This window comes from Vibrio sp. S/42/10, from assembly GCF_029890535.1.
Lineage (GTDB): Bacteria > Pseudomonadota > Gammaproteobacteria > Enterobacterales > Vibrionaceae > Vibrio > Vibrio cyclitrophicus.
In genome coordinates this window covers 174,412-199,114 of sequence record NZ_JAKMZC010000002.1, presented here as the reverse complement: position 1 = coordinate 199,114, position 24,703 = coordinate 174,412, and the positions used below count along the sequence as shown (strand labels likewise).

Here is a 24,703-nt window from a genome sequence, read left to right as displayed (position 1 = left end):
GACCTGGTTATTAACTTATGAGGTTCAAAAATAATATAACGAGAGTCAATAGATAGTGTTATTCGATAGAGCATCGATAATTTAGCGTAAATAGCTTTAGCGTAAATAATTATGGCTACTATTGCTTTCAGCTATTTGGCAATGGGTAACAATGGCTGTTTTAGCCACTCTATCTAGCTTGGTTATTTCGGTCACCTCTCTCACCAAATTTATTTTCCACTCAAATTATATTTATCTAAAGCAATAAAAAAGGACCCAAACGGGTCCCTTATTATCATGTCATTCAGTATTTACAAACTGTTGAATTACTTTTTATTGACAGCTTTTACAAATACTTCTTGCGCGCCTTCAATACCTAATGCTTTTGCTTCATCTAATAAGCTAAGAGCTTTAGGAATATTGTCTTCAGTTACAGCTGTTTGAATCGCATTGTGATAGTAGGTTTGCGTTTCAGGTTGAATAGTATCGATTTTAGCAACAGCAGGTTTAGCATTAGATTCACTGTTTGATGAACCAATTGAGAAGAAGCTCGCTTTATCGATTGTAACTTCTATCTTACCAACGTTAGCATTTGGAATCGGGATATCTTTCACTTCAGGTAAATAATTACCACGGCCTTCCGCGTCCAAACGAGCAGGGTGGATCACATCAGTAAAGCCACCAAGATCGTTTTGATCTGTGTAGATAACTAAATAAACTGATTTTGCTGTTGTCGGTGGGTAAAAATCGTTCTCAGTAACGAGACGGTTCCCCAAGTGCAATCTTGGTTTCGCGTATTCGAAGCTATCTTTACCATAACGCTCTAGCTCACGACCATTTTCGTCATAGATGACCGCATTTGGAACAAAGGCAGTATCACCGATAATGCTCGTGATATTAATTGAATACTCACCGCGGTCTGCAGGCAATTCAATCGCTACTACAGGGCTGTTTATGCCTTGATAGTTTAATACTTGGCTATTTGGTGTCACGTCAAAAATTGCCGAGCTTGGTAGCTTCATAGGAGCAAATTGAAGACCAGTAATCGAGTTAACTTGTTCAGCTTGTGCAACTTGCACTTGTTCGACTACTTGTGCTGATTGGCAACCGGCCAATGCTACACAGCCACTCAACATCAGAGCTTTGAAATACATAACCCTTCCTTTTTTATTTTTTTAAGAAATTTACTAACTTTAATTACCACAAAGAGAACTATTCACCTAGGGAACGATCAACTTAATCGTACATTCCTTAAAAAAATAGCCGACGCAAGCCGGCTATGAATTAGGACAGTTTAGGATTTTAAGCTAAGTGGCTTACCACCAAGCTTCAACTTGGATACCAACAACGAAATCGTTGTCTGCGCCTTGGCCGGTAACAACACCGTTTTCATCTTTAACTTCACCGAATGAATCGTTTTCTAGATCCATCAGGTAGCTACCGTATACGCGAATTTCAGGACGAGCCCAGAAGCTGTCGCCCATTGCCCATGCTTGAGCAACAGTAAATTTAGCGCCGCCAAAGTCAACGTTGTCTACTTCACCAGCGTTATAGCCAGCTTCGAAGATAGTGCGCATTGTGTCGTTCCACTTATACATTGGACGAGCCACGATAGAGTATTGGCTTGAATCATGCTTATCAGTACCTAGGTCTGAACCTGCTAGGTATGCAAGTTGGTGACCCATTTCCCAAGATTCGCCTAGGTTCATTACACCCCAGTTAAGAATACGGTAACCAAAACCATCGTCTTGAGCACCAGAGCGATCATAGTACGCACCTGAACCCCAGAAATTAGCCATTTGAACGCCGTAACCAGCAGTACCTAGCTGAACAACTGTTTGGTTGAAACCATTGCTCATGTTTTGGTGGATAATACCTGTAGCAAGTAGACCATCATCACCATCGTATTTGCCATTCTTGTTTTCAGTACCGAAGTTGTAAACAACTCCAAGCTCTAAACTAGCATCTTCCCATAGCCCGATATTTGCTAGGCGAGCATCAGCCATGTAACCAGCACCATTATCATCTTCGCCATCTTGAATAATCGCTAAAGAAAGTTTTTGGTTACCAACTGAAATATTTTCAATACCGCCACCAGTACCTGATGTATTTAGGAAGTAGAAGTCAGTAATATGGATATCTTTACGTTGGTAGTATGTTTTACCAGCCCAAAGAGTCGCTTCTTCATCGAAAGATAGAACGCCTTTTGCTTTAACAGCGAACTGAGCGACGTTAAAGTCACCGTCTTCCCAGCCATTTGCGCCATCAGCACCAGAAGCGATCATTGATTCTAAACGCCAGGTTTGCTCACCAGTTTTTAGTTCTTCAGCTAAGCCAAACTCAGAATAGTTGTCGTTTTCATTACCTAGACGGCCAATACCATTCTTCATGAATGAAACGTCACCACCATCATTTCCGCTAATACCAGTACCAGCACGCATGTAGCCATTAAAATCTACAGCGAACGCAGAGCCAGCAGCTAACGTAGTTGCCACTGCAGCAGCAATCAAACTTACTTTTTTCATTCTTAACTCCATTAAGGACGATTTATTTTAGGTTTTTATATTTTTGCTCTCTTGCGGCAACCAAAGGCAGTAATGGTAGTCGTAAGATAGAGAGGTTTAGGGTTTCCCCTGATTCGTTTCAACGGGGTCAATATTAAGAGGGGATGACAAGTTTGACTTCCTCCGCCCCTAAGTTAATTAAGGGGGACTAGAGGGGAGTAGAAAATATACAGAATGGTGTTTTAAAGAGGTAGATCACTTAATATAGGAGGAGTAGACAGCACACAGATCTAATTATTCAACATAAGTGAGATCTAGCTCAAATATATAATTTGAACTTCATCGATGAATTATTTTTTTTACCGTAATTAATCTGTGAAGTTGCTTGACCTTATTGTGACAAAGCTTTTTACTTATAGTTCACTGATGTCGATAAACGAACAAGAAATCAAGCAATGACTAGAACGCTCGCTCGCCCTTATCCGCTAGGCGCAACGCTAGGTAACACTGGCTGTAACTTTTCTATTTTTTCTCCTGACTGTAAATCTCTATCTCTCGCGCTCTTTGATGAGAACGATGAATTCACCACTTACACGTTGGAAGATGAATACGCCGATATCAGATATGTGTTTATCGAAGGCATTAAAGCTGGACAAAAATACGGCTTCATTGCTGAAACTGACGATGGCCCAATCTTACTTTCAGACCCATACGCCAAATCAATCAGCGAACCGCTCGATTACGTCACTCCATATACCAATGAAAAAAGCTTTTCGATGGCGAAATGTGTTGTTGTCGATGATACCTTTGATTGGCAAGACGTCGAAAAGCCACGTATTAGCCGCGAAGAAACTGTTCTTTTTGAAACTCATGTAAAAGGCCTATCTAAACTTCATCCAGCGGTGGAGACTAACGCGAAAGGTCGTTATTTAGGGTTGATTAGCCCTGAAATGCTTGCGTTCTACAAACAGCAAAATATCAACTCTCTACAGCTTTTGCCCATTGCCGCATGCATGCATGAACCACACCTATTAGACATGGGTAAAGTGAACTATTGGGGTTACAACCCATACTTGTTTATGGTGCCTGACCCTCGCTACGCAGAGAAAGATGCCGTAAACGAGTTAAAGACTGCGATTCGCGAACTGCACCGCAATGGCATCGAAGTCATTCTAGACGTGGTGTACAACCACACAGCAGAGGGTGGAGAAGGCGGAACCACCTTCAACCTAAAAGCACTCGATAGCCGCTACTACATTAAACATGGCTGCCATTATGCGAATTTCACGGGTTGTGGAAACACAGTAGATCTCACCCACCAGCCCGCACTCAACTTAGTGATGGATACGCTTCGTTACTGGGTGAGTGAATTCAAAGTCGACGGCTTCCGTTTTGATTTGGCCGCGACGCTGGGACGTGAAGGCGATAATTACAACCCTGAAGCTGCTTTTTTCAAAGCCGTTGCTCAAGATCCTGTGCTCAAAGAGACCAAGTTGATTGCAGAACCGTGGGATATTGGCCCTAACGGTTATCAAGTAGGTAACTTTCCACTAGGCTGGAATGAATGTAACGACAAACTGCGTGATATCACACGTAGCTTCTGGCGCGGTGATCAAGGCTATCTAAAAGAGTTTGCGACGCGCTTAATGGGATCTCGCGATATCTACAGCGCAGCACACTGGCCATATAGACTAACCGTAAACTACATCACGTATCACGACGGCTTCACAATGCAAGATCTTGTCTCTTACAAACACAAGCACAATGAAGATAACGGCGAGAACAACCGAGATGGACACGGTGATAACCGCTCTGATAACTACGGTGTTGAAGGGGAAACCGAAAACCTATTGGTTGTTGCCACACGCGAAAAACAGAAACGTAACTTCATGGCGAGTCTGTTGTTTGCCTTTGGCATTCCACATATTCTGACAGCTGATGTGTTATCTCACACTCAAAAAGGCAACAACAACGCTTACTGTCAAGATAGTGTAACTAGCTGGATTAACTGGGAAGATTCTGAGCGAAAAACTTATTTCAAGACTTGGTTAGCTGAAATGATCTCTGCACGTCAACAATATATGGTGCCTTTTATTAAGGCGTTCAGTGGAGAAAAACGCAACTCGAACCGCATCTTCTGGAGCCGTGTCGATGGCACACTCATGGAGCATGATGATTGGAACCGTTTAAGCTCTGTTGCGCTGCACTTAGGTATTGGCAAAGACGGTGACGAATTGATTTATTTGATAAACCAAACCAACGCACCCGCTCGATTCTCGTTACCGACTGATCGCGACCAAAACTGGGTCACCATTTGTGATACCAACTTACGGAATGTAAAACCAGGTCATGCAGAAGGTGAAATGCTGCTATCGCCGACTTCGATGGCAATTTTGCACTACTCGCCAGATAACACTGATTTGATTGAAGTAAAAGCTAAGCTAGCTTAATAAAACGCCAAAAACCATAAAAGCCAGTTATATTTATAGCTGGTTTTTTTATTAGCTGAATATCACATAAATCATTCTTTTATATGGAATCATTTGCATTGATGTGATGGATGAAACTGTTTAGTATTGCCGTACTATAAAAATGAATCTATAACGTCTTGGATATCATGGCTTTACCTAAAACACTTATTCGGCTTTTCAAACCATACATACTCTTACTAACCGGAGGAATGCTTTATTTAGCTATCGCTCAACTAGAGAAAGTAGAAACTACAGCAACTAACCAATCATCATCAAATATTCGTATCGCTAGTTCCACTATTCGCTCAAATATCGAAGCCGTTTTCGGCAAGCTTTACTTTCTTGAGACCAGTTTAGGCTTACCTAAGGCATCCAGCTTTGATGACAAAAAATTTCGCGAAATCAGTGATAATATCCTAAAAAGAACACCCAATTTCTCAGATATCGTTCGATACAAACCGCAATCTCAAAATTATATTTCCACTCGAGATCTTCCACTTTCGAGCGAACAAATCGCCGTAATACAATGGCATTCAATAGACAACGTCGTTGAGGATTTCTACATTTCTTCCGTTTATCAAAAGCCTGATGGGCGTTGGGTATTTGCGGTAAAACACACGGTAGAAAGATTGAACGAGGAAATATGGATTGAATTTGACTTGTTGCACACCACGCAGGGTTTAAGAAGCCTTAAAACACTCAGCAATGGCTATGTTTTCGTTGTCGATCGAACAACTGAAAGACTGGTATTCCACCCAGATCCGAAACGTATTGGTTCTAAATCAATCAGCTATCATGCCGGTATCAGCAAGCAACTCTCACAAGGTGAAACTGGCGGGTTACACGAATACTACTACCAAGATAATTTTAAGATATCGGTTTTCGACGCTGACAACAGCTTAAATTGGGTTTTCATCGCGGGTACTGATCGCCACGACATATTAACCAGTTCACACCAATTTACGTTAACGGGCGTGGTGCTAGGCTCACTGCTTCTACTGTGGATTGGGGCAAACTATCTGGCTTACCGCTTAAATGTGTTGTTATCACGACTTAATAAAGTCGATGACCTCGCCAGCTTTAAGCGAGAGTTAAAATCGATACTGGATAGCTTTACGTACCATAAAGGCGTTCAGTTTTGCCTTTATCAGCCGGAAAATCATTCGTTTAGTACCATTGATTATCATGGGAACAAATCAACAGTACACTATGGTCAATCCCTTGCAGAGCGCTTTCCAGAAGACACCATGGTTTACCGAAACGGAAAGTACGCAGATCCATTGGCATGTAAACTCAAGATCCATCAACGTCATTACTGTATTCCTTTACACTCTCGCAAACAGTTGATTGCGATTCTCTATGTGAATGCGAGTTTGCCGATCAGCCAAAGTATTCTGCGTATGATCAGAGATTACACTGAAGTCTCTTTATCTAACTTGTTACTCAACCACCAATTGAGCCGCAAGGATCTGATGACGCAGCTAGATAACAAAAGTAGTTTCAATGTCGCATTAAAAAACTACGCAAGTGAGCCAGAGACCTATGTTGCTTTACTTGATATCGATAATTTTGACCACGTAAACCGCGCCTACGGTGAAGCGATTGGCGACAATATGATAAAGCTCACTGCAGAAACTCTACGTTCCTACTTCCCTAAACCAAGGAGCTTGTGCCTTGCTCGAGTTGGTGGGAAAGAGTTCGCCATCTTATTCAAAGCAAATGATGCTAAAGATGCCAAATTCCAATTGGATCAATGTCGAATTAGGATCTCAGAGAAAACTATCGCTACACCAGACATCACGCTTTCGTTAGGTGTTAGTGTAGGGTTTTCACGAATAGAAGGCGAAAGAGATTCAGCGTTAGCTTTAGCGGAACAGGCGAAACTTATCGCCCAACAACTCGGAAAGAACAGAGTAGAAGGCCATATAAGAGCAGTCGCAAAAGAATCTTAAAGAGCCTTGAAGTCACTCATTGTTTCAAGCATCGACTTCTTAAGCACCTAGGATTTATTTTCTAGGTGCTTTTGTTTTTATAGAAAGTCATTACAATGCGCCTTCGCCACGACAATACCCTATTCCTAACGACACGAACCTTATGAAGCTAAGTAACCGACTGCAAACACTCCATTCTCTTGTCAGCGATGATTACCAACACATTTGGGATTGTTGCTGTGATCATGGATTCTTGGGTGTTCAATTGTTGTCAGACAACAAAGCGCCTCTGATTCACTTTGTCGATATTGTTCCCTCTCTTATGCACGATCTTGAAGGAAAATTAACGCGTTACTTTCCTCAAGATAACAACGTTGAACAACACAAGCGGAGTCAGTGGAAAGTCTATTGTTTAGATGTCGCAGCCATTCCTCTGAATAAGCACACTGGCAAACACCTCGTTATTATTGCTGGTGTGGGTGGCGATCTGACTCAGAAGCTCGTCGACGACATTCATCACCAGCATCCAGACAAAGATATCGATTTTTTGCTTTGTCCAGTGCATCAGCAATTCGAACTAAGAAGCCATTTAAAAGCGCTCAAGTTCGGCCTTGTTGACGAAGTGTTGATTGAAGAGAACCGCCGTTACTACGAGATTTTATTGGTCAGTAACAACCAAGGCGAAAGCGAAAACATTCGACCACTTAGTGAGATATCAAACGTTGGTGACAAGATCTGGGCGCCAAGTTGTGAGCATCAGTTACAGATATCTCAGCAATACAAAGCCAAAACATTACAGCATTATTTACGCATTCATCAAGGCCAAGATCAGCAAGGTAAGCCTAGCGAAGTGAAGCACATCATTGATGCTTACCAAGCGATTTGACTGTAGTAAGTACTAACTCTATCGCTTACCTCTGATACAACCAATTCAATAAAAAAGCCGATAGTTCAATGAACTATCGGCTTTTTTGATGCTATTGGTTTAGTTTAAGCTTACTGCTCTTGTTTCTTATGAACCGCATCGGGCTCATCAAACGTTTCAACCTCACAGGGCGTATCAACCCCATAAACCGTATCAAGATAGTCGTCCTTCTCTTTCCACGTGTTATTCAACCAACTGTGGAAACGGCGTTTAAAGGCTTTATCTTCAAAGTAGTTACCGTTTACGTTCTCATCCATTGGGTGTAATTTAATACGCACGACCACCTTTTTCATCTTACCTTTCAGCATGTCTTCAAATGGAGAAGTATGATTCTCTGGATAAGCCAAAGTAACATCGACAATACCATCTAAGATCGGACCCATTGCAGACAAAGCAAACGCCACACCACCAGTTTTCGGCTTTAGTAGGTGTCGATAAGGTGTCTTCACTGTCGATAATTTCTCATGGTTGGCACGGGTTCCTTCAACAAAATTCACCAATGTCGTTGGCGCCAACTTGAACTTAGTACACGCCTTGTTAATTGCGTCAAAATCATCATTGCGACGTTCTGGGTTACGAATCAGAAACTCACGTGAATGGCGTCTCATAAAAGGCATATCTAGACCCCAACATGCCAGTCCGACAAAAGGAACGTATAACAATTCATGCTTGAGGAAGAACTTAGTCATCGGCATCTTATCTTTCAAGATAGAAGACAAAATCACAATATCCGCCCAGCTCAGGTGATTAGACATCATCAAGTACCACTGCTTGGTTGAAATGTCCTCCCCCCCTTCGACTTGCCATTCGATATCATTATTAACATTCAACATCCAAAGATTGAGCGAAGCCCAACACCAAAATGTGAAGTTAGCGAGACGAGTACATGACTTCTGCACAACAGGGATTGGAAGAATTAGTTTAATGAGGCCAAAGAAGCTTACGGTAAACGCAGTCATTGCAGTATTGATGGTCACGAACAACACGTTCAAGGCCATACGAAGATTATCAAGCATAAAACACGGCTATATTGAGATCGAAAGCCGCCATTATACGCATCTACAAATTATTCTCTTTAGTTATTGGTGGAATATCCTAAGGGTCGAACCACTCAACAGATCTCGGACATGGCTCGCTTAACTCTCAGAGCGCTAATAGAAAAAAAAACACAATAGAGTCTTTTGGACACCAAGATAATCTAGTCTTTCTGACTCAATCAAACCTATATCCCACTAAAGAATTAGTACTGATAAGCATTCTCATTATTGGCATGGTACATGCAACTCCAAAAAGTAAGATAGTTGAGTATCCTTAATGAGATAGCTTCTCTACGTAAAGGTGATGATATGACAGATATTCCTCATGGTTTGGTAACCGGAAAAGTCCTACACAAGATAGAGTGGACCGATCAATTGTTCTCACTCCAAGTCAGTGCACCAGTTTCATCCTACCAAGCTGGTCAATTCACAAAGTTGGGGTTACGCAACAGTGAAGGTGAATTTGTTCGACGCGCTTATTCAATGGTGAATGCGCCAGAACATGCAAAAGGTCATCAACATCTGGAGTTTTTGATTATTAAGGATCAAAACGGCCAGCTCTCTCCTCAACTCCATCAACTGAAGGTGGGTGATGATGTCTTTGTCGGCAAAGACCCAAGCGGCTTTATGACATTAGATGAGATCCCAGAGATCGCAGACGATCTCTGGATGCTATCGACAGGAACCGCGGTTGGTCCGTTTATCTCGATGCTCGAAAGTATGCAAATACAACAGCAGAAAGACGCAGGGTTAGGGCCAGAAAAGGGTAAATCGTTCAAAAACCTTGTGCTGATTCACGCAGTACGAACAGAGCAAGACCTGACTTATCGAGATCGTATCACTCAGCTTGTTCAACATTTTCAGGGGAAACTACAGTATGTGCCAATTATTTCTAGAGAATCAGTCACCGGAACATTGCGCGGACGAATCCCAAGCTTGTTACGTGGAGGCGACCTTGAGCGAGCCTCGTCTATCACTATCAACCAAAGACATAGTTTCTTCTATCTTTGCGGTAATCCCCAAATGGTTCGAGACACGAGCGAAGCACTGATCTCATTGGGATTACAAAAACACTTACGTAAAAAACCAGGTCAATTTAGTAGCGAAAACTACTGGTAATAAAGTTAACAAATATTGAGGGGCGATCGTGCACTTGATACGTCCATTACATAAAGTATGAAAGTCTGAGAGGTTTTATATGAGTCATTTACGCATTCCTTCACATTGGAAGATTCAACGTTCAACACCATTCTTCACTAAAGACAACGTGCCTGCCGCGTTAATCAGCCACCACAACACCGCAGAGGGTGTATTCGGTCAATTATGTGTTATGGAAGGTACGGTTACCTACCACGGTTTTGCAAACGCAGATGCGACAGAACCAGAAGTCACCGTGATCATCAATGCCGGACAATTTGCGACAAGCCCTCCGCAATATTGGCACCGTATTGAACTTAGTGACGATGCTCAGTTTAATATCAACTTCTGGTCAGAAAAAGAGACCAAGAAAATGTTTAATACCCGAAAATAAGATCAATTCAATCTGAATGAACTTATGAGCTAGCTACTTCGTAATATCGTTTTCAATGTTAAAAAAGCGAAGGTGAAATCTAATTAACCATAATAATTACAATGGCTAATGGTGATAGACAAGACAAAAAAACTCTAGCACACTGAATAAAGTTATTAATTTGAACCCGGTTTTAGATAATAAAATTTTGGGTCTTCACATTTTAGGTAAGAGAGGAAGCTATGCTCAACATTGCTTTTTTTAGCTCAAAGTCATACGACGAAAAATCATTCGAACTTGCGAAAGGTAAACTCGATGCTGAGTTTCATTTTCACGATTTTCGACTCACTACAACAACCGCAAAAATGGCGCACGACAACGAAGTTGTTTGTGCTTTTGTAAACGATGACCTGTCACGAGACGTGCTTAAAATTCTAGCGCAAGGTGGCACCAAACTGATTGCGATGCGTTGTGCAGGTTTTGATAAAGTCGATCTAGACGCAGCCAAGGAATTTGGTCTACAAGTGGTTCGCGTTCCTGCTTATTCACCAGAATCAGTAGCAGAACATACGGTCGGCATGATGATGTGTTTAAACCGCAAGCTGCACAAAGCGTATCAGCGTACTCGTGATGCAAACTTCTCTCTTGAGGGCTTGGTAGGCTTCAACTTCCACGGTAAAACTGTAGGTGTGATAGGCTCTGGAAAAATTGGCCTAGCGACCATGCGTATTCTGAAAGGTTTAGGCATGAACATCCTATGCTACGACCCATATCCGAATCCGTTGGCTGTCGAACTTGGGGCTAAATATGTTGAACTAGACGAGCTTTACCAAGAGTCTGATGTTATTTCTCTGCACTGCCCAATGAGCAAAGAAAACTACCATTTATTGGATGCGACTGCATTCGATAAAATGAAAGATGGCGTGATGATAGTCAACACAAGTCGTGGTGAATTGTTAGATTCAACAGCTGCAATCGAAGCGCTTAAACAGAGCAAGATTGGCGCGCTTGGCCTCGATGTTTACGACAACGAAAAAGAGTTGTTCTTCCAAGACAAATCGAACGATGTCATTGTGGATGATGTATTCCGCCGCCTGTCCGCTTGCCACAACGTACTGTTCACAGGTCACCAAGCTTTCTTGACTAAAGATGCGTTGTTCAACATTGCCAACACAACGCTCACCAGTGTTGATGCCTTCTTTACTGGTAACACCAGCGGTAATGAATTGGTCGAGTAATAGACTGGTTTAGTAACAGGCTGCTTTAATAAAATATTGTTTTAAAAATAGATTGTTTTCTAAAATATAAAGCCACGCTAGGTCTTAATGAATAGCGTGGCTTTTTAGCTTAGTCCATTATCGAAAACAGAACTAGACACAAAAGTGACAATCTTCAATATCCAAACCATACACGCCTTTTCGGATCGCGATATGCTCTTCCCCAGCTTGGATGCCCATCTCGTAACCTGCATCAAGTGTCACTTGATCCATGGTCAAACGCTTCACCGCGAAGGCTTCTGGCGGCGCAATCACTTTAATGGTCGCATCTTTGGGAGGGTTACGAATGAACTCCAAAGACTGGTTGTAGTTTTCGGCGCGCACAGCCATCGACTCAGCAATATTTGGGAATTTCTTTAACAGCTTTTTCAGCATCCACTGATACCTCTGCGGTTTCATTCGGTAGCTAAGAGGATGAGAAAGAATCACCGTAATGTCTCGTGCGCCGCGACGGTATGCTTCGCGAACCGGAATCGAATCCGCTACACCACCATCGGTATAACAACCACCCGAGAAACACGGTGTTTCGCGGTAAGCTATAGGTAAAGCTGTTGTTGCTTCAACCACATTAGAAAGGTTTTCTGGCTTGATATGATAGTAGTCTGCACTACCCGTATCGACATTTGTGACAGCTGCTATGAGTGGGAGGCTTGAAAACAGCTCACCACAATCGAGTGGATAACGTTGATTGGATTCGTTCCATAACCACTTCACGTCTACTAAGTTGCCACCTTTGGCAAAGCGCGCGGGGTTAAAAAACGTCTTATCGGTTGCCATCGTTGTAATAACATCATAACTACGCTTCGGTGCTTGAGATAAGTAACCCACCAAATTAGACACACCCGCAGATACGCCAATGGCAAAATCATAAGGACGGAAGTCGTCTTGCATAAAAGCATCCAACACTCCGGCAGCGAAAATACCTCTCATTGCACCACCTTCAACGATTAATGCGCTTTTACTCATCTCAAACCCAACTACTTTATAAATTGATAGGGACAGAATAATCCGCTCAGGCTTAGAAATATAATGGGATAAATTGATAACTTCGATAGGCAAAAGCTATCAATTAAAATAGAAAAAAGCTGCTAGGTGTTCACCCAACAGCTTTTAAAGTTTAAGCATCTAAATCGAATTAGATTAAACCGTTACGAATTAAACTCGCTTACGTCGATTTCAAGCAGTTTACCAATACCTTCACCATATGCAGGGTCAGCTTTGTAACAGTGTCTTAAGTGACGTAGTTGAATCTCTTTTGGTACACCGCCTAAGTTACGAGCGGTATTGTCAAACAGTATCGCTTGCTTCTCTGGTGTCATCAGACGGAATAGGTCACCGGGTTGCGAGAAGTAATCTTCATCTTCACGGTGATCCCAATGCGCTGCTGCGCCATCAAGATTCAATGCTGGTTCTGCAAAATCGGGTTGCTCTGCCCATTGGCCTTCATTGTTTGGTTCATAACCTAATGTGCTACCAAAGTTACCATCAACACGCATCGCACCATCACGGTGATAACTGTGTACAGGACAGCGAGGTGCGTTTACTGGGATATGCTGATGATTAACACCTAGACGGTACCGCTGTGCATCACCGTAAGCAAATAGGCGACCTTGAAGCATCTTATCTGGTGAGAAACTGATACCCGGAACTACGTTTGCTGGGTTGAACGCCGACTGCTCAACTTCTGCGAAGAAGTTTTGTGGATTACGGTTTAGCTCAAATTCGCCCACTTCAATTAATGGGTAATCAGCGTGAGGCCAAATCTTAGTTAAGTCGAATGGGTTGTAAGGAACCGTTGCCGCATCAGCTTCTGGCATAATTTGAACTTTCAACGTCCATTTCGGGAAATCTTGATTATCGATGCTGTCTAGCAAATCGCGTTGGTGGCTTTCACGATCATCACCGATCACTTGTGCCGCTTCTGCGTCAGACAAGTTCTTAATACCTTGCTGAGATTTGAAGTGGAATTTAACCCAGAAACGTTCGTTGTCAGCATTGATGAAGCTGAACGTGTGACTGCCGAAACCATGCATGTGGCGGTAAGTCGCAGGGATACCGCGATCACTCATCACGATAGTAATTTGGTGAAGTGCTTCAGGTAAAGAAGTCCAGAAATCCCAGTTGTTCTTCGCGCTGCGCATGTTAGTGCGAGGGTCACGTTTAACGGCGTGGTTTAAGTCTGGGAACTTAAGAGGATCACGAAGGAAGAATACTGGCGTGTTGTTACCCACCATATCCCAGTTACCTTCTTCAGTATAAAACTTCAACGCGAAACCGCGAATATCACGCTCCGCGTCCGCTGCGCCACGTTCGCCCGCTACCGTTGTAAATCGTGCAAACAGATCCGTCTTTTTACCAATTTCAGAGAATAGTTTAGCTTTGGTGTATTGAGTAATATCGTGAGTCACAGTGAAAGTGCCGTAAGCCCCTGAACCTTTCGCGTGCATACGACGCTCTGGAATCACCTCACGATCAAAATGCGCCATTTTTTCTAAAAACCAAACATCTTGAAGAAGTTGAGGACCGCGTTTACCCGCAGTTTGAACATTCTGGTTATGAGCAACAGGACAACCCGCAGCTGTAGTTAATTTTTTACTCATCATCTATTCCTTATTACCTTTTAGATGCACCATCTTTGTTGCATCTTTACTTCTGAATGGTGGCTATTCATCACACAAAACCACGCAGTAATTAAGGATATAGAATACGCCTGGGCTAAAGTAAAATATAATCGTTTGTATTTATCGTTATCATGGATAAAACCTATCAAATTAATGATCTAAATCATAATCATTCAATATTGACAATAATATTTACAATATAATAATCATGAACTTACAAAACACAGCAAACCAAAGCTAGGCGCAGCCTACCTCGTAGAAGCCCACTATTTTTGAGATATTTTGTGACCTAACCGTAAAGTCGCTGCGATATTTCTTGCCGTTCTTGTTAAGTTAAGCTCCGCCTCTTGTAATACTTTTTCTAAAGTTTGTGGCGATCTTACAGTTCCAAACAAGCTGCTCATTTCGCCGTAAAGCGCTTCTACTTCGGTGCCTAAAGATCCGGCAATTCCTATGGTTGGAATGCCCTGTAAGCTCGCACGTTTGGCAATGCCATAAGGTGTTTTTCCTTGCAGAGTTTGATTGTCCATCTGCCCTTCACCGGTAATCACAAGGTCGGCACCTTTCAACACATCATCGGCTTGCAAAACGTCCAGTACCATCTCGATACCGGGTTTAATTTGCATGTTGAATAGCAAACCAAGTCCCATCGGCGAGCCACCAGCCGCACCATAACCCATACGCTTTTGAACGGATTCACCGCCGTCTACACAACCTTGCGTTTCTGCGACTTGAGCAAAATTCGCAAGCGCCTTATCAAGCATTAAGACTTGTTCAGGTGTCGCTCCTTTTTGCGGACCAAATACATGGCTAGCACCGTTATCGCCACACAATGGATTATCAACATCGCATGCCACAATCAACTCGACATCTGCATAGCGCGAATCCAAACCTGTAAGATCTATTGATGCTAATTCTGCAAGTGCAGCACCACCTCGGCCAAGCTCTTGTCCAGTACTATCTTGCCCTTTACTAACTAACAAGCGTCCACCTAACGCTTGAACAATACCTGCACCACCATCGTTGGTCACACTGCCACCCAATCCTAAAATAATGCTCTCAGCACCTTGTTCAATGGCTTCTAAGATCAATTGCCCTGTACCAAATGAAGAAGCTATTAACGGGTTACGTTGCTCTGGTGTCAATAAATCCAAACCAGATGCGGCAGCAATTTCAATCAATGCCGTTTTGTTGGGGTTGCGATCGGATGGTTCAAGCATCGCCCATTCAGCATTAACCAATGCGCCCAATGGCCCTTCCACTTGATGTGTTCGCTTTTGCCCTGCTAAACCTTGTAGCAATACATCTACTGTACCTTCACCACCATCAGCCAAAGGCAAGGTCACGTAGTCAGCGTCAGGGAAGATTTCACGAAAACCCTTTTCAATACACGCCGCCACCGATACCGCAGATAGAGATTCTTTAAACGAGTCTGGTGCAATAACAATTTTCATACTGAGAGATCCAAAAGAATATTAGTTTTGATGAGTGCTCGATCCAAAAATGCCCCTATTGAAGATCAGCAAGCTAATCACTTAATAGGGGCAGTATATAAAGCTATGCAATATTAGTTAGTAACGGCTGTCTTTACTTGTGATTTCTCTTTACTTTTTAGCCACACAAACAGAGCACCTAACACAGCAATTGGTATCAGTGGATCAATCCACGTACCGCCTTTACCAAATACCAGGTTGAGAACCATGATGATGCTTGCACCAATCGCCCATGCGATAGTTGAAGACACAGACCAGATCTTGATTTGGTCTGCAAGTTCAGTAATACCTAACGTACGGTTAATGATATGAAAGTATGAATCATTCAAGTGAGAGAAGCCTACAGGACCTACTGCACAAGCAAGGGCCACGAACACAGGATCCAAACCTAACGTTTCAACAAGAGGTAATGTCATTGTCGCCGCAACCATCATGGACGCCGTTGCTGAACCTTGGATTAAGCGAAGCATAGATGCAATTGCTAATGGTACTAATAATGGTGGAATGCCACTGCTCGCGATCGCTTCTGCAACTTGAGGCCCAGCACCTGATGCTTTAAGTACAGCCCCCATTGCACCACCACAACCAGTCACTACTAATATTAGACCTGTAGTCGATAGCGCATCATCCATAGAGCTAACCATGTCTTTACGTTCGATGTGGCGAGTAAGACCGTATAGCGCCATAAGAACACCGATACCTACAGCAACCACTGGGTTACCAATCAACGAAATAACGTTGTGCATTGCAGTATCACCTTGACCAACAAGCGTATTGATTAGAATGAATGCGATTGGCAACAAAATTGGACCGAATGATAAAAAGTTACTTGGTAGCTCTCTGTCATCTGTTTCTTTTACTTTTTCAAGGTTTGCCCAATCAGCTTGGTTCGTAATCCATGTTTCACCGTTTGGTACGCGGTAGTACTCGTTACCTACTCGGCGAATATAAATCATAGAAAGAAGCATCATAGGGATAGAAACCATCAAACCCCACAACATGTACTCACCTAGATCTACACCTAGAATTCCAGCCACAGCAACTGGGCCCGGTGTTGGTGGCACAAGTGCGTGAGTGATAAGCAAGCCAAGTGCTAGAGTCACACCAAGGCCAACCGCTGACTTACCCGTATCTCGTGAGATTGCGCGAACAAGGGAATGCAAAATGATGTACGCAGAGTCACAAAAAACCGGGATAGCCACTAATACGCCAGTGAAACCTAGTGCTAAATCTTCACGGCCTTTACCACAAAGCTTAACAAAGGTTTTTGCCATACGAACCGCAGCCCCAGAACGCTCGAAACACGCGCCCATGATCACGCCAAACGCGATAATCAGGCCAATGCCGCCTAAAACACCACCGAAGCCTGCTTTAATTGCGTTGATCAATTCGGTTGGTGCCATTCCTGCAAACAGACCCATGATGATACTTGCAATAATCATAGCAAGTGCGACTGGGATTCTCGTTTTAATAATCATACCCATCATGGCTAAAATGCCAATTACGATGCCTATCAGTGCTCCATCCATTTTATATTCCTTTTGTCTCTTTCTTCATTTTTATGAAAATTGTAGGGTGGTGCATATAGGTGATATCGGGATCACCTATTGCACTTTATCGTTATGTGTTGGCTTACCTATAAGCCGTGTTATCTAAATCAGTTTTTACTTTTATGGTTCGTTACATATAAACGCCATTCACACCACGCTATAAATAACTTTTTACCCAGCCAAGCCCCTCTTCTGTCGTGCCTCTTGGGTTATATTCACAACCAATCCAACCTTGGTAACCTGAATCATCCAAAACACTAAATAAGTGTGGGTAGCTCAATTCGCCTTCCGATGGTTCATGCCTTTCTGGTACAGAAGCAATTTGGATATGGCCGGTATAAGCAGCAACTTCACGAATCAAAGTACTTAAATCACCATCCATAATTTGCGCGTGATAAAGGTCGAGTTGCAACTTCACATTTGGCCTATCGACCAACTTAATCAGTTCGACAGCATCACGTTGGTGAGCAACGAAGTAATTAGGAACATCACGGCTATTCAGCGGTTCAATCATCAATTCAATGTTTTGCTCAGCAAACTGGTCTGCCGCAAAACGAATGTTCGATATGAACGTCTCTACGTGTTGCTCTTTAGTAAAACGTTCATCCAGTAGACCAGACATAGCGTGTACTTTTTTACAGCCTAAAGCTTTGGCATACATAAGCGCATTGTCGACACTGGCTTTGAATTCATCTTCACGACCAGGAATAGCGGCAAAGCCACGCTCGCCTGCATCCCAATCACCTGGAGGCATATTAAAGAGCGCTTGTTCAAAACCAAATTTCTGCATTTTTTCTGAAAGCTCTTCGGCCTCAAATGCATAAGGGAATAGGTATTCAACTGCTTTGAAGCCCGCTTGGTGTGCCTTCTCAAAACGATCTAGAAATGGCACTTCTGTGAACAGCATTGTTAAGTTTGCAGCGAACTTAGCCATTATTTTCCTCTCCCTTTTAAATCCATCACTTCTTCGTCTGTTAGGTAACGGATGTCTTTATCTTTCAATAAGAACGCCAATTTAGCGGTCTCTTCCAGTTCTTCGGCGTTATCCACCGCATCTACAAAATCGGTACCAGTGACTACTGGGCCGTGGTTTGCTAACAAAAATGCTCGATAATCACCTGCTCGTTTTGCCAACTCTTCAGCAATTTTTGGGTCGCCGGGCCGTAGGTAAGGAATCACTGGCAACTCACCAATTCGCATCACGAAATACGGTGTGAAAGCCTTAATCGCGTTGTTACCATCCAACCCTTCAAGGCAAGACAGTGCAGTTAGATATGTAGAGTGCAGGTGCACAATCGCATTGCACTCTTCATTATTTCTATAAATCGCTAAGTGGAACGCGGCTTCTTTCGAAGGCTTCTTACCTGAAATGTGGTTACCATCAATATCAACAACCGACAATTCCTCAGCGATAAGGCGACCAAATGAAGAGCCTGTTGGTGTTGCTAGAAAATGCCCATTTGGCAATTTGATAGATAGGTTACCTGCGCCACCTGTAGCATAACCTCGCTCGAACATTGAACGAGCGAGCGTGACCATTTGCTCTCTTAACTGCTGCTCGTTCATCAAAACTTTACTCATTTGAATCTCGCTTATGAAAAGAATGATTGAGCTTTAGCGAAGAAGTTTTCATCACCAAAGTTGCCAGATTTAAGTGCCAATGAAAGATCACCTTCAACCGACCTCACCCAAGGCACACCTGGTGCGATTTGAGGGCCAATATGAAAACCTTTCACAGCCAAGCTTTGGGTCACTACACCAGAGGTTTCACCACCAGCGACAATGAAGTTCTTCACTCCGTTCTGCTGCAACTTAATCGCTAGCTGGCTAAAGAACTGTTCAACCGCATGACTAGAGGCATGCGCGCCATACTCTTCTTGAATAACTTTTAGTGCCGTTGCTTCAGCCGTCGCGTATACCAACGGTGCAAATTCACTTTGAATATGAGTCATCACCCAATCGAATACTTCATTGGCGTATTGATCATTGGTTAAGCAAGCCTTCACATCGATAGCAAAGTGAGGAGCAAGCTGTTTGTATAGCGCAACTTGTTGGTTAGTCATCACTGAACAAGAACCAGAGAATACAACCGTTGGTGCTTTGACTGGGCTACCTGCATGTTTTGCATCACTTTGGTCAGCAAGATGTTTCGTCCAATTTTTAGCAATACCAGCAGCTAGGCCTGAGCCACCTGTGATTAGTTTCAGAGATTTAGCCGCTTGACCTAACGTCACCAAGTGCTCTGCATTAAATGCGTCTACCACGGCGTAGCGACTACCTTGAGCTTTGAGTTCGTTAAGACGAGCGGTAACAGCATCAGAGCCCTGTTCAATCGTTTGAAAGTTAACTAAACCGGAAACACCTGCTGACTGTGCGTCCATCATTCGAACCACACTTGAATCCGTCATTGGTGTAACAGGGTGATAACGCATACCTGAATCACAGAGCAACTCACCAAAAACAAACAAGTGACCGTTGTAAACCGTACGACCATTTACTGGCAATGCAGGGCAAACCATCGTAAATGATTCCCCAAGTTCCGCTAAAAGCGCATCAGTGACAGGCCCAATATTGCCCTCAGCCGTGCTGTCGAAAGTGGAGCAATATTTGAAGTAAAACTGTTGGCAACCTTGTGCTTGTAGCCATTTAAGCCCGGCAACGGAGTCGGAAATAGCTTCATCAACGGGGCAAGAACGTGATTTAAGGCTGATCACGACCGCATCCGCTGCAACCTCAAAATCACCAGTAGGAATGCCATTTAATTGGATAGTGCGCATACCGTTTTCAACAAGGAAACCCGCGATATCTGTCGCACCAGTAAAGTCGTCTGCAATAACGCCTAATAACATGATTACTTCTCCACTTTTGGTGTGTTAACACCTGGTAGGTCAATGCCTTGAAACACTTTGATCACAGCGCTGTCGTCTTCTTGACCAAAGCCAGCATTACTCGCACTCACGAACATATTCAGTGCTGCACTTGATAGAGGAAGTGGGAATTTCAGGTCTTGAGCGGTATCCGATACCAAGTTCAAATCTTTTACGAAGATATCGACCATAGATTTTGGAGAGTAATCACCATCAACAACGTGCTTCATACGATTCTCGAACATCCAAGAGTTACCCGCTGCGTTAGTCACTACGTCATACATCAGATCTAGAGGGATGTTTGCGCGTGCCGCTAATGCCATCGCTTCCGCGCCAGCAGCAATGTGAACACCTGCAAGTAACTGGTGAATAATCTTCACAGTCGCGCCAAGTCCAACCGCTTCGCCAATGTTGTAGACTTTTGCTGCAGTTGCATCGAGTACAGGAGCCAGAGCTTCAAATGTACTTACTGCGCCTGAAGCCATAATGGTCATTTCACCGGCTTCTGCTTTTACTGCACCACCTGAAACGGGAGCATCAAGCATCACAAGACCGTACTCAGATAACTGAGCTTCGATTTGTTTTGCGTCTTCCGCGGAAATCGTCGCCGATACCATAATCGGTGTATTAGGTCTTAGTGCCGCCGCAAGACCAGTCTTAAACAGTACCGTGTTAACTTGAGCAGCATTCACAACTAATATCAAAACAGAATCAAGTTTGTCTGCAAACTCAACCGCACTTGTCGAGACCACTTTTGCACCATATTCACCCAAGGTTTCAAGCGCTTGCGGATTCAAATCGAAACCATATACATCAAGCCCTGCTCGCACACATGACTTCGCTGCGCCCATGCCCATAGAACCTAAACCGATAACACCAACAGATTGAACTTCATTCATAGCAAGATGCCTTTCACGTAATTGTTAAACTCTAAATTTGTTAATTCTTGTTTATGTTTGTGATTATATGTGAAGAAATCGAATGCGACTTAGTGACAAGTCACACTTTTAACAAAAGTTAACACTTATGAGTAATTTAACCCTTTCGAGGCATTTGATAATGGTAATTTCGGCGACTATCACAGTTCTAATTACTATTTAACAACAGATATTCACAGATATTCACAAAACAGAGAAAGATTGATAGGATGATGAAAAATAAGAACATAGAAGAAGAATCATGATTCCAGCGGAACGTCAGAGAACCATTTTGTCACTATTATCACACCAAGAAGTGATCAGTATTTCTGAGCTTGTAGAGCACCTAGAGGTCTCTCATATGACCATTCGTCGGGATATCGTAAAGCTAGAGACATCAGGGAAAGTGATTTCAGTTTCGGGCGGTGTTCAGCTGACTAAAGCACTTCACAGCGAATTGTCACACGACATAAAGGTAGAACAGCAAGCAAGCGAAAAAGCTCAAATAGGTCAACTAGCGGCTCAATTGGTTCCTAAGTATTCGACTATCTACTTAGACGCTGGAACAACCTCTTTGGAGATCGCCCACCAACTTGCAGGGCGAGATGATCTGCTTATCATCACCAATGACTTCGCAATTGCCGCGTACCTAATGAACAACACACAATCTGAGATTTACCATACTGGTGGCAAGATTGACCGTGAAAATCAATCGAGTATTGGGGGTAAAGTGGCTGAGTTTTTGGCAGGGATGAATATTGATATTGCGTTTATCTCTTCTTCATCTTGGAATCTAAAAGGGCTCTCGACACCTTGTGAAAATAAGGTGTTAGTCAAACAAGCCATTGTTCAAGCAGCTAATTCAAACTATCTGATTTCAGACTCAACCAAATACGGGCGCATCGCTACCTTCCACGCCTTAGATTTAAGCGCGCTTGATGGCGTGATCACCGATATTGATCTTTCGAGTAGTGTGATTGATGAACTTCAAGACAAAGGTATTAAGGTCATTAATTCGTAACGGATCCTCATCAATTTTCAGGCTCACCAACCAAACATTCAGAGCCTGAATAACCCAATTCCAAGAACATTTATTTATCCACTCGATAAAAATAATTTTTACAGTTAAGCGTGTTTATTCATTAATAATATTGTCGTTGGTCGGCATAATAGTCATGAGTCCATTCAACGAGTTAGGTTATGTTTTTCAAGCGCCTTTTGGCATTGGTTTTACCCGTTACTTTTGTATTTTCCGCGCACACCGAAACGTTTAGTGAGCGAATGGAACGCATCGAACAAGAAAATGCACTTGCGAAAACCATGACCGAAGCCCAGGTCAAATTGATACAAAAAGTTGTTCAAAGCGAAACCCTTACTGATTTCATCAATCGCTTGAGGCTCGAAGCACTTTCCTAACGCGTACAATAAAAAACATCACCACACACGCGATATAAAGCTTGCCTACCCATAGGCCGATATTGATCAACTGAGTTTCTTACTTAATTAGACGCTGATACTCAGTATCAGAGAGGTAAGGATCGTCAAAGGGGACAACGTTAATCCCCCACACAAACCAAACGACACTTCCTGCGAGTAGCCATAAGGCTGGTATTAAAAGTTGCTCGAACACACTTAGCAGTGTGTTCTTGTTAAGCGATATTTAAGCTTTTTTCATTTCACGACCTTTTGATCACAACACAGGGGGGCTCTAAAGCAGAAAAAGTATTAAAGCCTTTTATTCCACTTCCCTTGATGGTCTCGGTCGCAATTTTCTTGTGTATCGTAACTGATGTGCTTATCGATATTCTTCAGTTGAATCCCAACTTGATTGAACGCTTGTTGGATTGCCGCAGAGACACTCTGTTGACCTTCGCCATTTAAGAAGTTCGTTCTATCCTGGTTGGTATCGAATACACAGACAATTTTCAAACTTTGTGGGAATGAAGAGAAGTTGACCGAGTGAGTCACCCACAAAAAACCATCGAAGCCTTTCAGTGTATCTTCACAAACATCATTTAACACATCTCTGATTTGATTCTCGATCTTCTTGTCTGATTTACGCATGCGGCAAAGGTCCTATTTAACACCTTAAAAAATAAGGTTTTTCTGTCAATGTTGTCTTAACCGACATTGGACACTGTGGCAGTTTCAAATGCAAAGTATTTATTAGGAGAGTCGGCTAGAAGATATAGAGGAAACGCCTCCTGCTTGATCACTGACAAGGCTATCAAGCATGAGGCGAACATAGAATTGACTAAGACACTAACTCGCCGCGAGATCCCAATCGGTTAATAGCTTCATGATTACGCGCGAGTCTTGATGGGTCGCCATTGGCGCAGCAAGTTGTGTGTCACCTCGCTCAACTGCTTGGCGAATATTACGAACTTGATAGTGGAAACCGTCGCCTTGGGCTGCAACTTTCACTTCACGTGTCGACGTTTCATAGATCTCTACCGTAAACGAGTTTTCTTCGGCCGGTAACCATGGGTTAGTATCAAGAGTGATGCAGCCTTTGCTGCCTAGAATCGTGAAGCCATGCTTTAAGCCCTGGTCTTCTGCGGTATGGATTTGTGCGGTAAAGCGGTCATTAAAATGCATCATCGCCGACGATTCACAAATATTGCCATCTTGGCCTCGTCGACCGATTGCTGAGATCTGTACATCATCGAACACGCTCTCGCCAAATTGCTGCTGCGCAACAGAGTGAATCAGCGACATTGGGTAACAACCCAAGTTGTACAGTGCACCCTTGCTCGCAGGGTTAACGAACTGATCAATCGCCGCAACGTAGGAACCTTGAATAGAGCGCACTTCGCCAATCTCACCTGTCGCTAGCTCTTGATGAAGCTTGGCGATCAGTGGATGGTTTAGGTACATCAGACCTTCAGCGAAGAATACGCCCGCTTCTTTCACTGCTTGCAAAGCTTGCTCGGTTTTTTCCATATCAACCGACAGAGACTTTTCACACAAGATAGCTTTGCCTTTTTGAGCCGCTTTAATCACGTATTCGTGATGAACGTGGTTTGGAAGAGCAATGTAGATAATGTCGACCGACTCGTCATCAATCAAGGCTTCGTAGCTGTTGAAGGTTCGTGTTGGCTGGTACTGTGCAGCAAACTCATTGAGTGTTTTCTCTGTGCGTCCAGCGACGGCATACAATTCACTTTGAGCATCACCTTTAATCGCATCGGCCATTACACCTGAGATAAAACTGGTTCCTAGGATTCCCCATTTCATGTCTTAGATCTCCTGCTCTTGTGTTTTGATAGGTCCACGTTGTGTTTCAAATGCTTGCACCAATTCCGTAATATCACGCTCAATAAACGCTTGGGTATGAGGCATCACAAAGTGCTGATTAATAGCCTCGCGGTTTGCGTATTGCTCAAGCAAAATCACACGATCGCTTTGGCTTTGATCATAGGTCGCAATTGCTTGTAGGCAGCCAGGTTCGCTTTGCATGTCTAGGCAAAACTGCTCGATAGCTTCAACCGCAGCCTCACGTTCAATGTTGGTTTTGATCTTAAGTTCGGCAGTCACAAAGATGGTTTCGTTTGTTTGAGGCATTTCACGCTCTTATTTAAGTTAATTATCGGTTTGCCATTAATATAATTAACCCCTAAT

The 24,703-nt window shown here is 43.1% G+C and carries 22 protein-coding genes; 8 read left to right on the top strand and 14 right to left on the bottom strand.

From position 1 onward, the window contains the following. Positions 1–305 precede the first annotated feature (305 nt). A complete protein-coding gene (locus tag L8S15_RS03265) occupies positions 306–1,133 on the bottom strand; it encodes a MalM family protein (RefSeq protein WP_010431676.1) in 828 nt (275 codons plus the stop codon). A 162-nt stretch (positions 1,134–1,295) separates the two neighbouring features. Continuing rightward, on the bottom strand, positions 1,296–2,504 hold the full coding sequence (gene lamB / locus L8S15_RS03260; protein WP_010431678.1) for a maltoporin LamB: 1,209 nt from the start codon (positions 2,502–2,504) through the stop codon (positions 1,296–1,298). A gap of 434 nt (positions 2,505–2,938) precedes the next feature. Between lamB and glgX the strand changes: the two genes are divergently transcribed. The 3 genes from glgX (at position 2,939) to L8S15_RS03245 (ending at position 7,771) form a co-directional block, all read left to right on the top strand. Further along, positions 2,939–4,933 carry a glycogen debranching protein GlgX gene (gene glgX, locus L8S15_RS03255; protein WP_016786361.1) on the top strand — a complete coding sequence of 665 codons (1,995 nt, stop codon included), beginning with the start codon at positions 2,939–2,941 and terminating at the stop codon, positions 4,931–4,933. Positions 4,934–5,163: 230 nt separating this feature from the next. Continuing rightward, on the top strand, positions 5,164–6,906 hold the full coding sequence (locus tag L8S15_RS03250; RefSeq protein WP_280571992.1) for a diguanylate cyclase: 1,743 nt from the start codon (positions 5,164–5,166) through the stop codon (positions 6,904–6,906). 142 nt (positions 6,907–7,048) lie between these two features. Then, entirely contained in the window at positions 7,049–7,771 is a 723-nt protein-coding gene (locus L8S15_RS03245) for a tRNA (adenine(22)-N(1))-methyltransferase TrmK (protein ID WP_010431701.1), read from the top strand. A gap of 110 nt (positions 7,772–7,881) precedes the next feature. Here the strand turns inward: L8S15_RS03245 and L8S15_RS03240 are convergent, their stop codons facing one another. Beyond that, positions 7,882–8,826, bottom strand: a complete 945-nt coding sequence (locus L8S15_RS03240; RefSeq protein ID WP_016784343.1) for an acyltransferase — start codon at positions 8,824–8,826, stop codon at positions 7,882–7,884. Between the two features lie 330 nt (positions 8,827–9,156). Between L8S15_RS03240 and L8S15_RS03235 the strand changes: the two genes are divergently transcribed. The 3 genes from L8S15_RS03235 to L8S15_RS03225 all read left to right on the top strand — a co-directional run bounded on the left by L8S15_RS03235 (position 9,157) and on the right by L8S15_RS03225 (position 11,595). Continuing rightward, entirely contained in the window at positions 9,157–9,966 is an 810-nt protein-coding gene (locus tag L8S15_RS03235; protein ID WP_016795957.1) for a ferredoxin--NADP reductase, read from the top strand. A gap of 79 nt (positions 9,967–10,045) precedes the next feature. After that, complete coding sequence (locus tag L8S15_RS03230; protein WP_010431713.1) at positions 10,046–10,378, top strand: DUF1971 domain-containing protein; 333 nt, start codon at positions 10,046–10,048, stop codon at positions 10,376–10,378. Positions 10,379–10,599: 221 nt separating this feature from the next. After that, positions 10,600–11,595, top strand: coding sequence for a 2-hydroxyacid dehydrogenase (locus L8S15_RS03225; protein WP_010431715.1), 996 nt, complete (start codon positions 10,600–10,602; stop codon positions 11,593–11,595). Positions 11,596–11,727: 132 nt separating this feature from the next. Here the strand turns inward: L8S15_RS03225 and L8S15_RS03220 are convergent, their stop codons facing one another. The 8 genes from L8S15_RS03220 to ltnD form a co-directional block, all read right to left on the bottom strand. Continuing rightward, entirely contained in the window at positions 11,728–12,600 is an 873-nt protein-coding gene (locus L8S15_RS03220) for a patatin family protein (protein ID WP_010431719.1), read from the bottom strand. Positions 12,601–12,782: 182 nt separating this feature from the next. Next, on the bottom strand, positions 12,783–14,234 hold the full coding sequence (locus L8S15_RS03215) for a catalase (protein WP_010431722.1): 1,452 nt from the start codon (positions 14,232–14,234) through the stop codon (positions 12,783–12,785). A gap of 287 nt (positions 14,235–14,521) precedes the next feature. Further along, complete coding sequence (locus L8S15_RS03210; RefSeq protein ID WP_280571991.1) at positions 14,522–15,709, bottom strand: glycerate kinase; 1,188 nt, start codon at positions 15,707–15,709, stop codon at positions 14,522–14,524. A gap of 113 nt (positions 15,710–15,822) precedes the next feature. After that, the gene (locus L8S15_RS03205; RefSeq protein WP_010431730.1) at positions 15,823–17,277 is read right to left on the bottom strand and encodes an SLC13 family permease; all 1,455 of its coding nucleotides are present in this window, start codon (positions 17,275–17,277) and stop codon (positions 15,823–15,825) included. A gap of 178 nt (positions 17,278–17,455) precedes the next feature. After that, the gene (otnI, locus tag L8S15_RS03200) at positions 17,456–18,232 is read right to left on the bottom strand and encodes a 2-oxo-tetronate isomerase (protein ID WP_280571990.1); all 777 of its coding nucleotides are present in this window, start codon (positions 18,230–18,232) and stop codon (positions 17,456–17,458) included. Continuing rightward, positions 18,232–18,879, bottom strand: coding sequence for an aldolase (locus L8S15_RS03195; protein ID WP_016784348.1), 648 nt, complete (start codon positions 18,877–18,879; stop codon positions 18,232–18,234). Before L8S15_RS03195 ends, otnI begins: the two co-directional genes overlap by 1 nt. Before the next feature lie 11 nt (positions 18,880–18,890). Then, positions 18,891–20,147 carry a 3-oxo-tetronate kinase gene (gene otnK / locus L8S15_RS03190; protein WP_016797877.1) on the bottom strand — a complete coding sequence of 419 codons (1,257 nt, stop codon included), beginning with the start codon at positions 20,145–20,147 and terminating at the stop codon, positions 18,891–18,893. A gap of 2 nt (positions 20,148–20,149) precedes the next feature. Beyond that, positions 20,150–21,064, bottom strand: coding sequence for an L-threonate dehydrogenase (gene ltnD / locus L8S15_RS03185; protein WP_010431740.1), 915 nt, complete (start codon positions 21,062–21,064; stop codon positions 20,150–20,152). A gap of 280 nt (positions 21,065–21,344) precedes the next feature. Here ltnD and L8S15_RS03180 point away from each other — a divergent pair, with 280 nt between their 5' ends. Both L8S15_RS03180 and L8S15_RS03175 read left to right on the top strand, forming a co-directional pair. Further along, positions 21,345–22,103, top strand: a complete 759-nt coding sequence (locus L8S15_RS03180; RefSeq protein ID WP_010431743.1) for a DeoR/GlpR family DNA-binding transcription regulator — start codon at positions 21,345–21,347, stop codon at positions 22,101–22,103. Between the two features lie 179 nt (positions 22,104–22,282). Then, a complete protein-coding gene (locus L8S15_RS03175; RefSeq protein ID WP_016767370.1) occupies positions 22,283–22,498 on the top strand; it encodes a hypothetical protein in 216 nt (71 codons plus the stop codon). A gap of 309 nt (positions 22,499–22,807) precedes the next feature. Here L8S15_RS03175 and L8S15_RS03170 read toward each other — a convergent pair whose 3' ends face one another. The 3 genes from L8S15_RS03170 to L8S15_RS03160 form a co-directional block, all read right to left on the bottom strand. Next, positions 22,808–23,146 (bottom strand): hypothetical protein, encoded by a 339-nt coding sequence (locus tag L8S15_RS03170; protein ID WP_010431750.1) that lies wholly within the window; start codon positions 23,144–23,146, stop codon positions 22,808–22,810. 198 nt (positions 23,147–23,344) lie between these two features. Beyond that, complete coding sequence (locus L8S15_RS03165; RefSeq protein ID WP_016797875.1) at positions 23,345–24,319, bottom strand: Gfo/Idh/MocA family oxidoreductase; 975 nt, start codon at positions 24,317–24,319, stop codon at positions 23,345–23,347. 3 nt (positions 24,320–24,322) lie between these two features. Beyond that, positions 24,323–24,646, bottom strand: a complete 324-nt coding sequence (locus tag L8S15_RS03160) for an antibiotic biosynthesis monooxygenase (protein ID WP_010431757.1) — start codon at positions 24,644–24,646, stop codon at positions 24,323–24,325. Positions 24,647–24,703 lie beyond the last annotated feature (57 nt).

What these genes read in the sequence shown, in the direction of transcription:
- L8S15_RS03265 (WP_010431676.1), bottom strand. Translation starts at nt 1,133, where the DNA reads ATGTATTTCAAAGCTCTGATGTTGAGTGGCTGTGTAGCATTGGCCGGT.
- lamB (WP_010431678.1), bottom strand. Translation starts at nt 2,504, where the DNA reads ATGAAAAAAGTAAGTTTGATTGCTGCTGCAGTGGCAACTACGTTAGCT.
- glgX (WP_016786361.1), top strand. Translation starts at nt 2,939, where the DNA reads ATGACTAGAACGCTCGCTCGCCCTTATCCGCTAGGCGCAACGCTAGGT.
- L8S15_RS03250 (WP_280571992.1), top strand. Translation starts at nt 5,164, where the DNA reads ATGCTTTATTTAGCTATCGCTCAACTAGAGAAAGTAGAAACTACAGCA.
- L8S15_RS03245 (WP_010431701.1), top strand. Translation starts at nt 7,049, where the DNA reads ATGAAGCTAAGTAACCGACTGCAAACACTCCATTCTCTTGTCAGCGAT.
- L8S15_RS03240 (WP_016784343.1), bottom strand. Translation starts at nt 8,826, where the DNA reads ATGCTTGATAATCTTCGTATGGCCTTGAACGTGTTGTTCGTGACCATC.
- L8S15_RS03235 (WP_016795957.1), top strand. Translation starts at nt 9,157, where the DNA reads ATGACAGATATTCCTCATGGTTTGGTAACCGGAAAAGTCCTACACAAG.
- L8S15_RS03230 (WP_010431713.1), top strand. Translation starts at nt 10,046, where the DNA reads ATGAGTCATTTACGCATTCCTTCACATTGGAAGATTCAACGTTCAACA.
- L8S15_RS03225 (WP_010431715.1), top strand. Translation starts at nt 10,600, where the DNA reads ATGCTCAACATTGCTTTTTTTAGCTCAAAGTCATACGACGAAAAATCA.
- L8S15_RS03220 (WP_010431719.1), bottom strand. Translation starts at nt 12,600, where the DNA reads ATGAGTAAAAGCGCATTAATCGTTGAAGGTGGTGCAATGAGAGGTATT.
- L8S15_RS03215 (WP_010431722.1), bottom strand. Translation starts at nt 14,234, where the DNA reads ATGAGTAAAAAATTAACTACAGCTGCGGGTTGTCCTGTTGCTCATAAC.
- L8S15_RS03210 (WP_280571991.1), bottom strand. Translation starts at nt 15,709, where the DNA reads ATGAAAATTGTTATTGCACCAGACTCGTTTAAAGAATCTCTATCTGCG.
- L8S15_RS03205 (WP_010431730.1), bottom strand. Translation starts at nt 17,277, where the DNA reads ATGGATGGAGCACTGATAGGCATCGTAATTGGCATTTTAGCCATGATG.
- otnI (WP_280571990.1), bottom strand. Translation starts at nt 18,232, where the DNA reads ATGGCTAAGTTCGCTGCAAACTTAACAATGCTGTTCACAGAAGTGCCA.
- L8S15_RS03195 (WP_016784348.1), bottom strand. Translation starts at nt 18,879, where the DNA reads ATGAGTAAAGTTTTGATGAACGAGCAGCAGTTAAGAGAGCAAATGGTC.
- otnK (WP_016797877.1), bottom strand. Translation starts at nt 20,147, where the DNA reads ATGTTATTAGGCGTTATTGCAGACGACTTTACTGGTGCGACAGATATC.
- ltnD (WP_010431740.1), bottom strand. Translation starts at nt 21,064, where the DNA reads ATGAATGAAGTTCAATCTGTTGGTGTTATCGGTTTAGGTTCTATGGGC.
- L8S15_RS03180 (WP_010431743.1), top strand. Translation starts at nt 21,345, where the DNA reads ATGATTCCAGCGGAACGTCAGAGAACCATTTTGTCACTATTATCACAC.
- L8S15_RS03175 (WP_016767370.1), top strand. Translation starts at nt 22,283, where the DNA reads ATGTTTTTCAAGCGCCTTTTGGCATTGGTTTTACCCGTTACTTTTGTA.
- L8S15_RS03170 (WP_010431750.1), bottom strand. Translation starts at nt 23,146, where the DNA reads ATGCGTAAATCAGACAAGAAGATCGAGAATCAAATCAGAGATGTGTTA.
- L8S15_RS03165 (WP_016797875.1), bottom strand. Translation starts at nt 24,319, where the DNA reads ATGAAATGGGGAATCCTAGGAACCAGTTTTATCTCAGGTGTAATGGCC.
- L8S15_RS03160 (WP_010431757.1), bottom strand. Translation starts at nt 24,646, where the DNA reads ATGCCTCAAACAAACGAAACCATCTTTGTGACTGCCGAACTTAAGATC.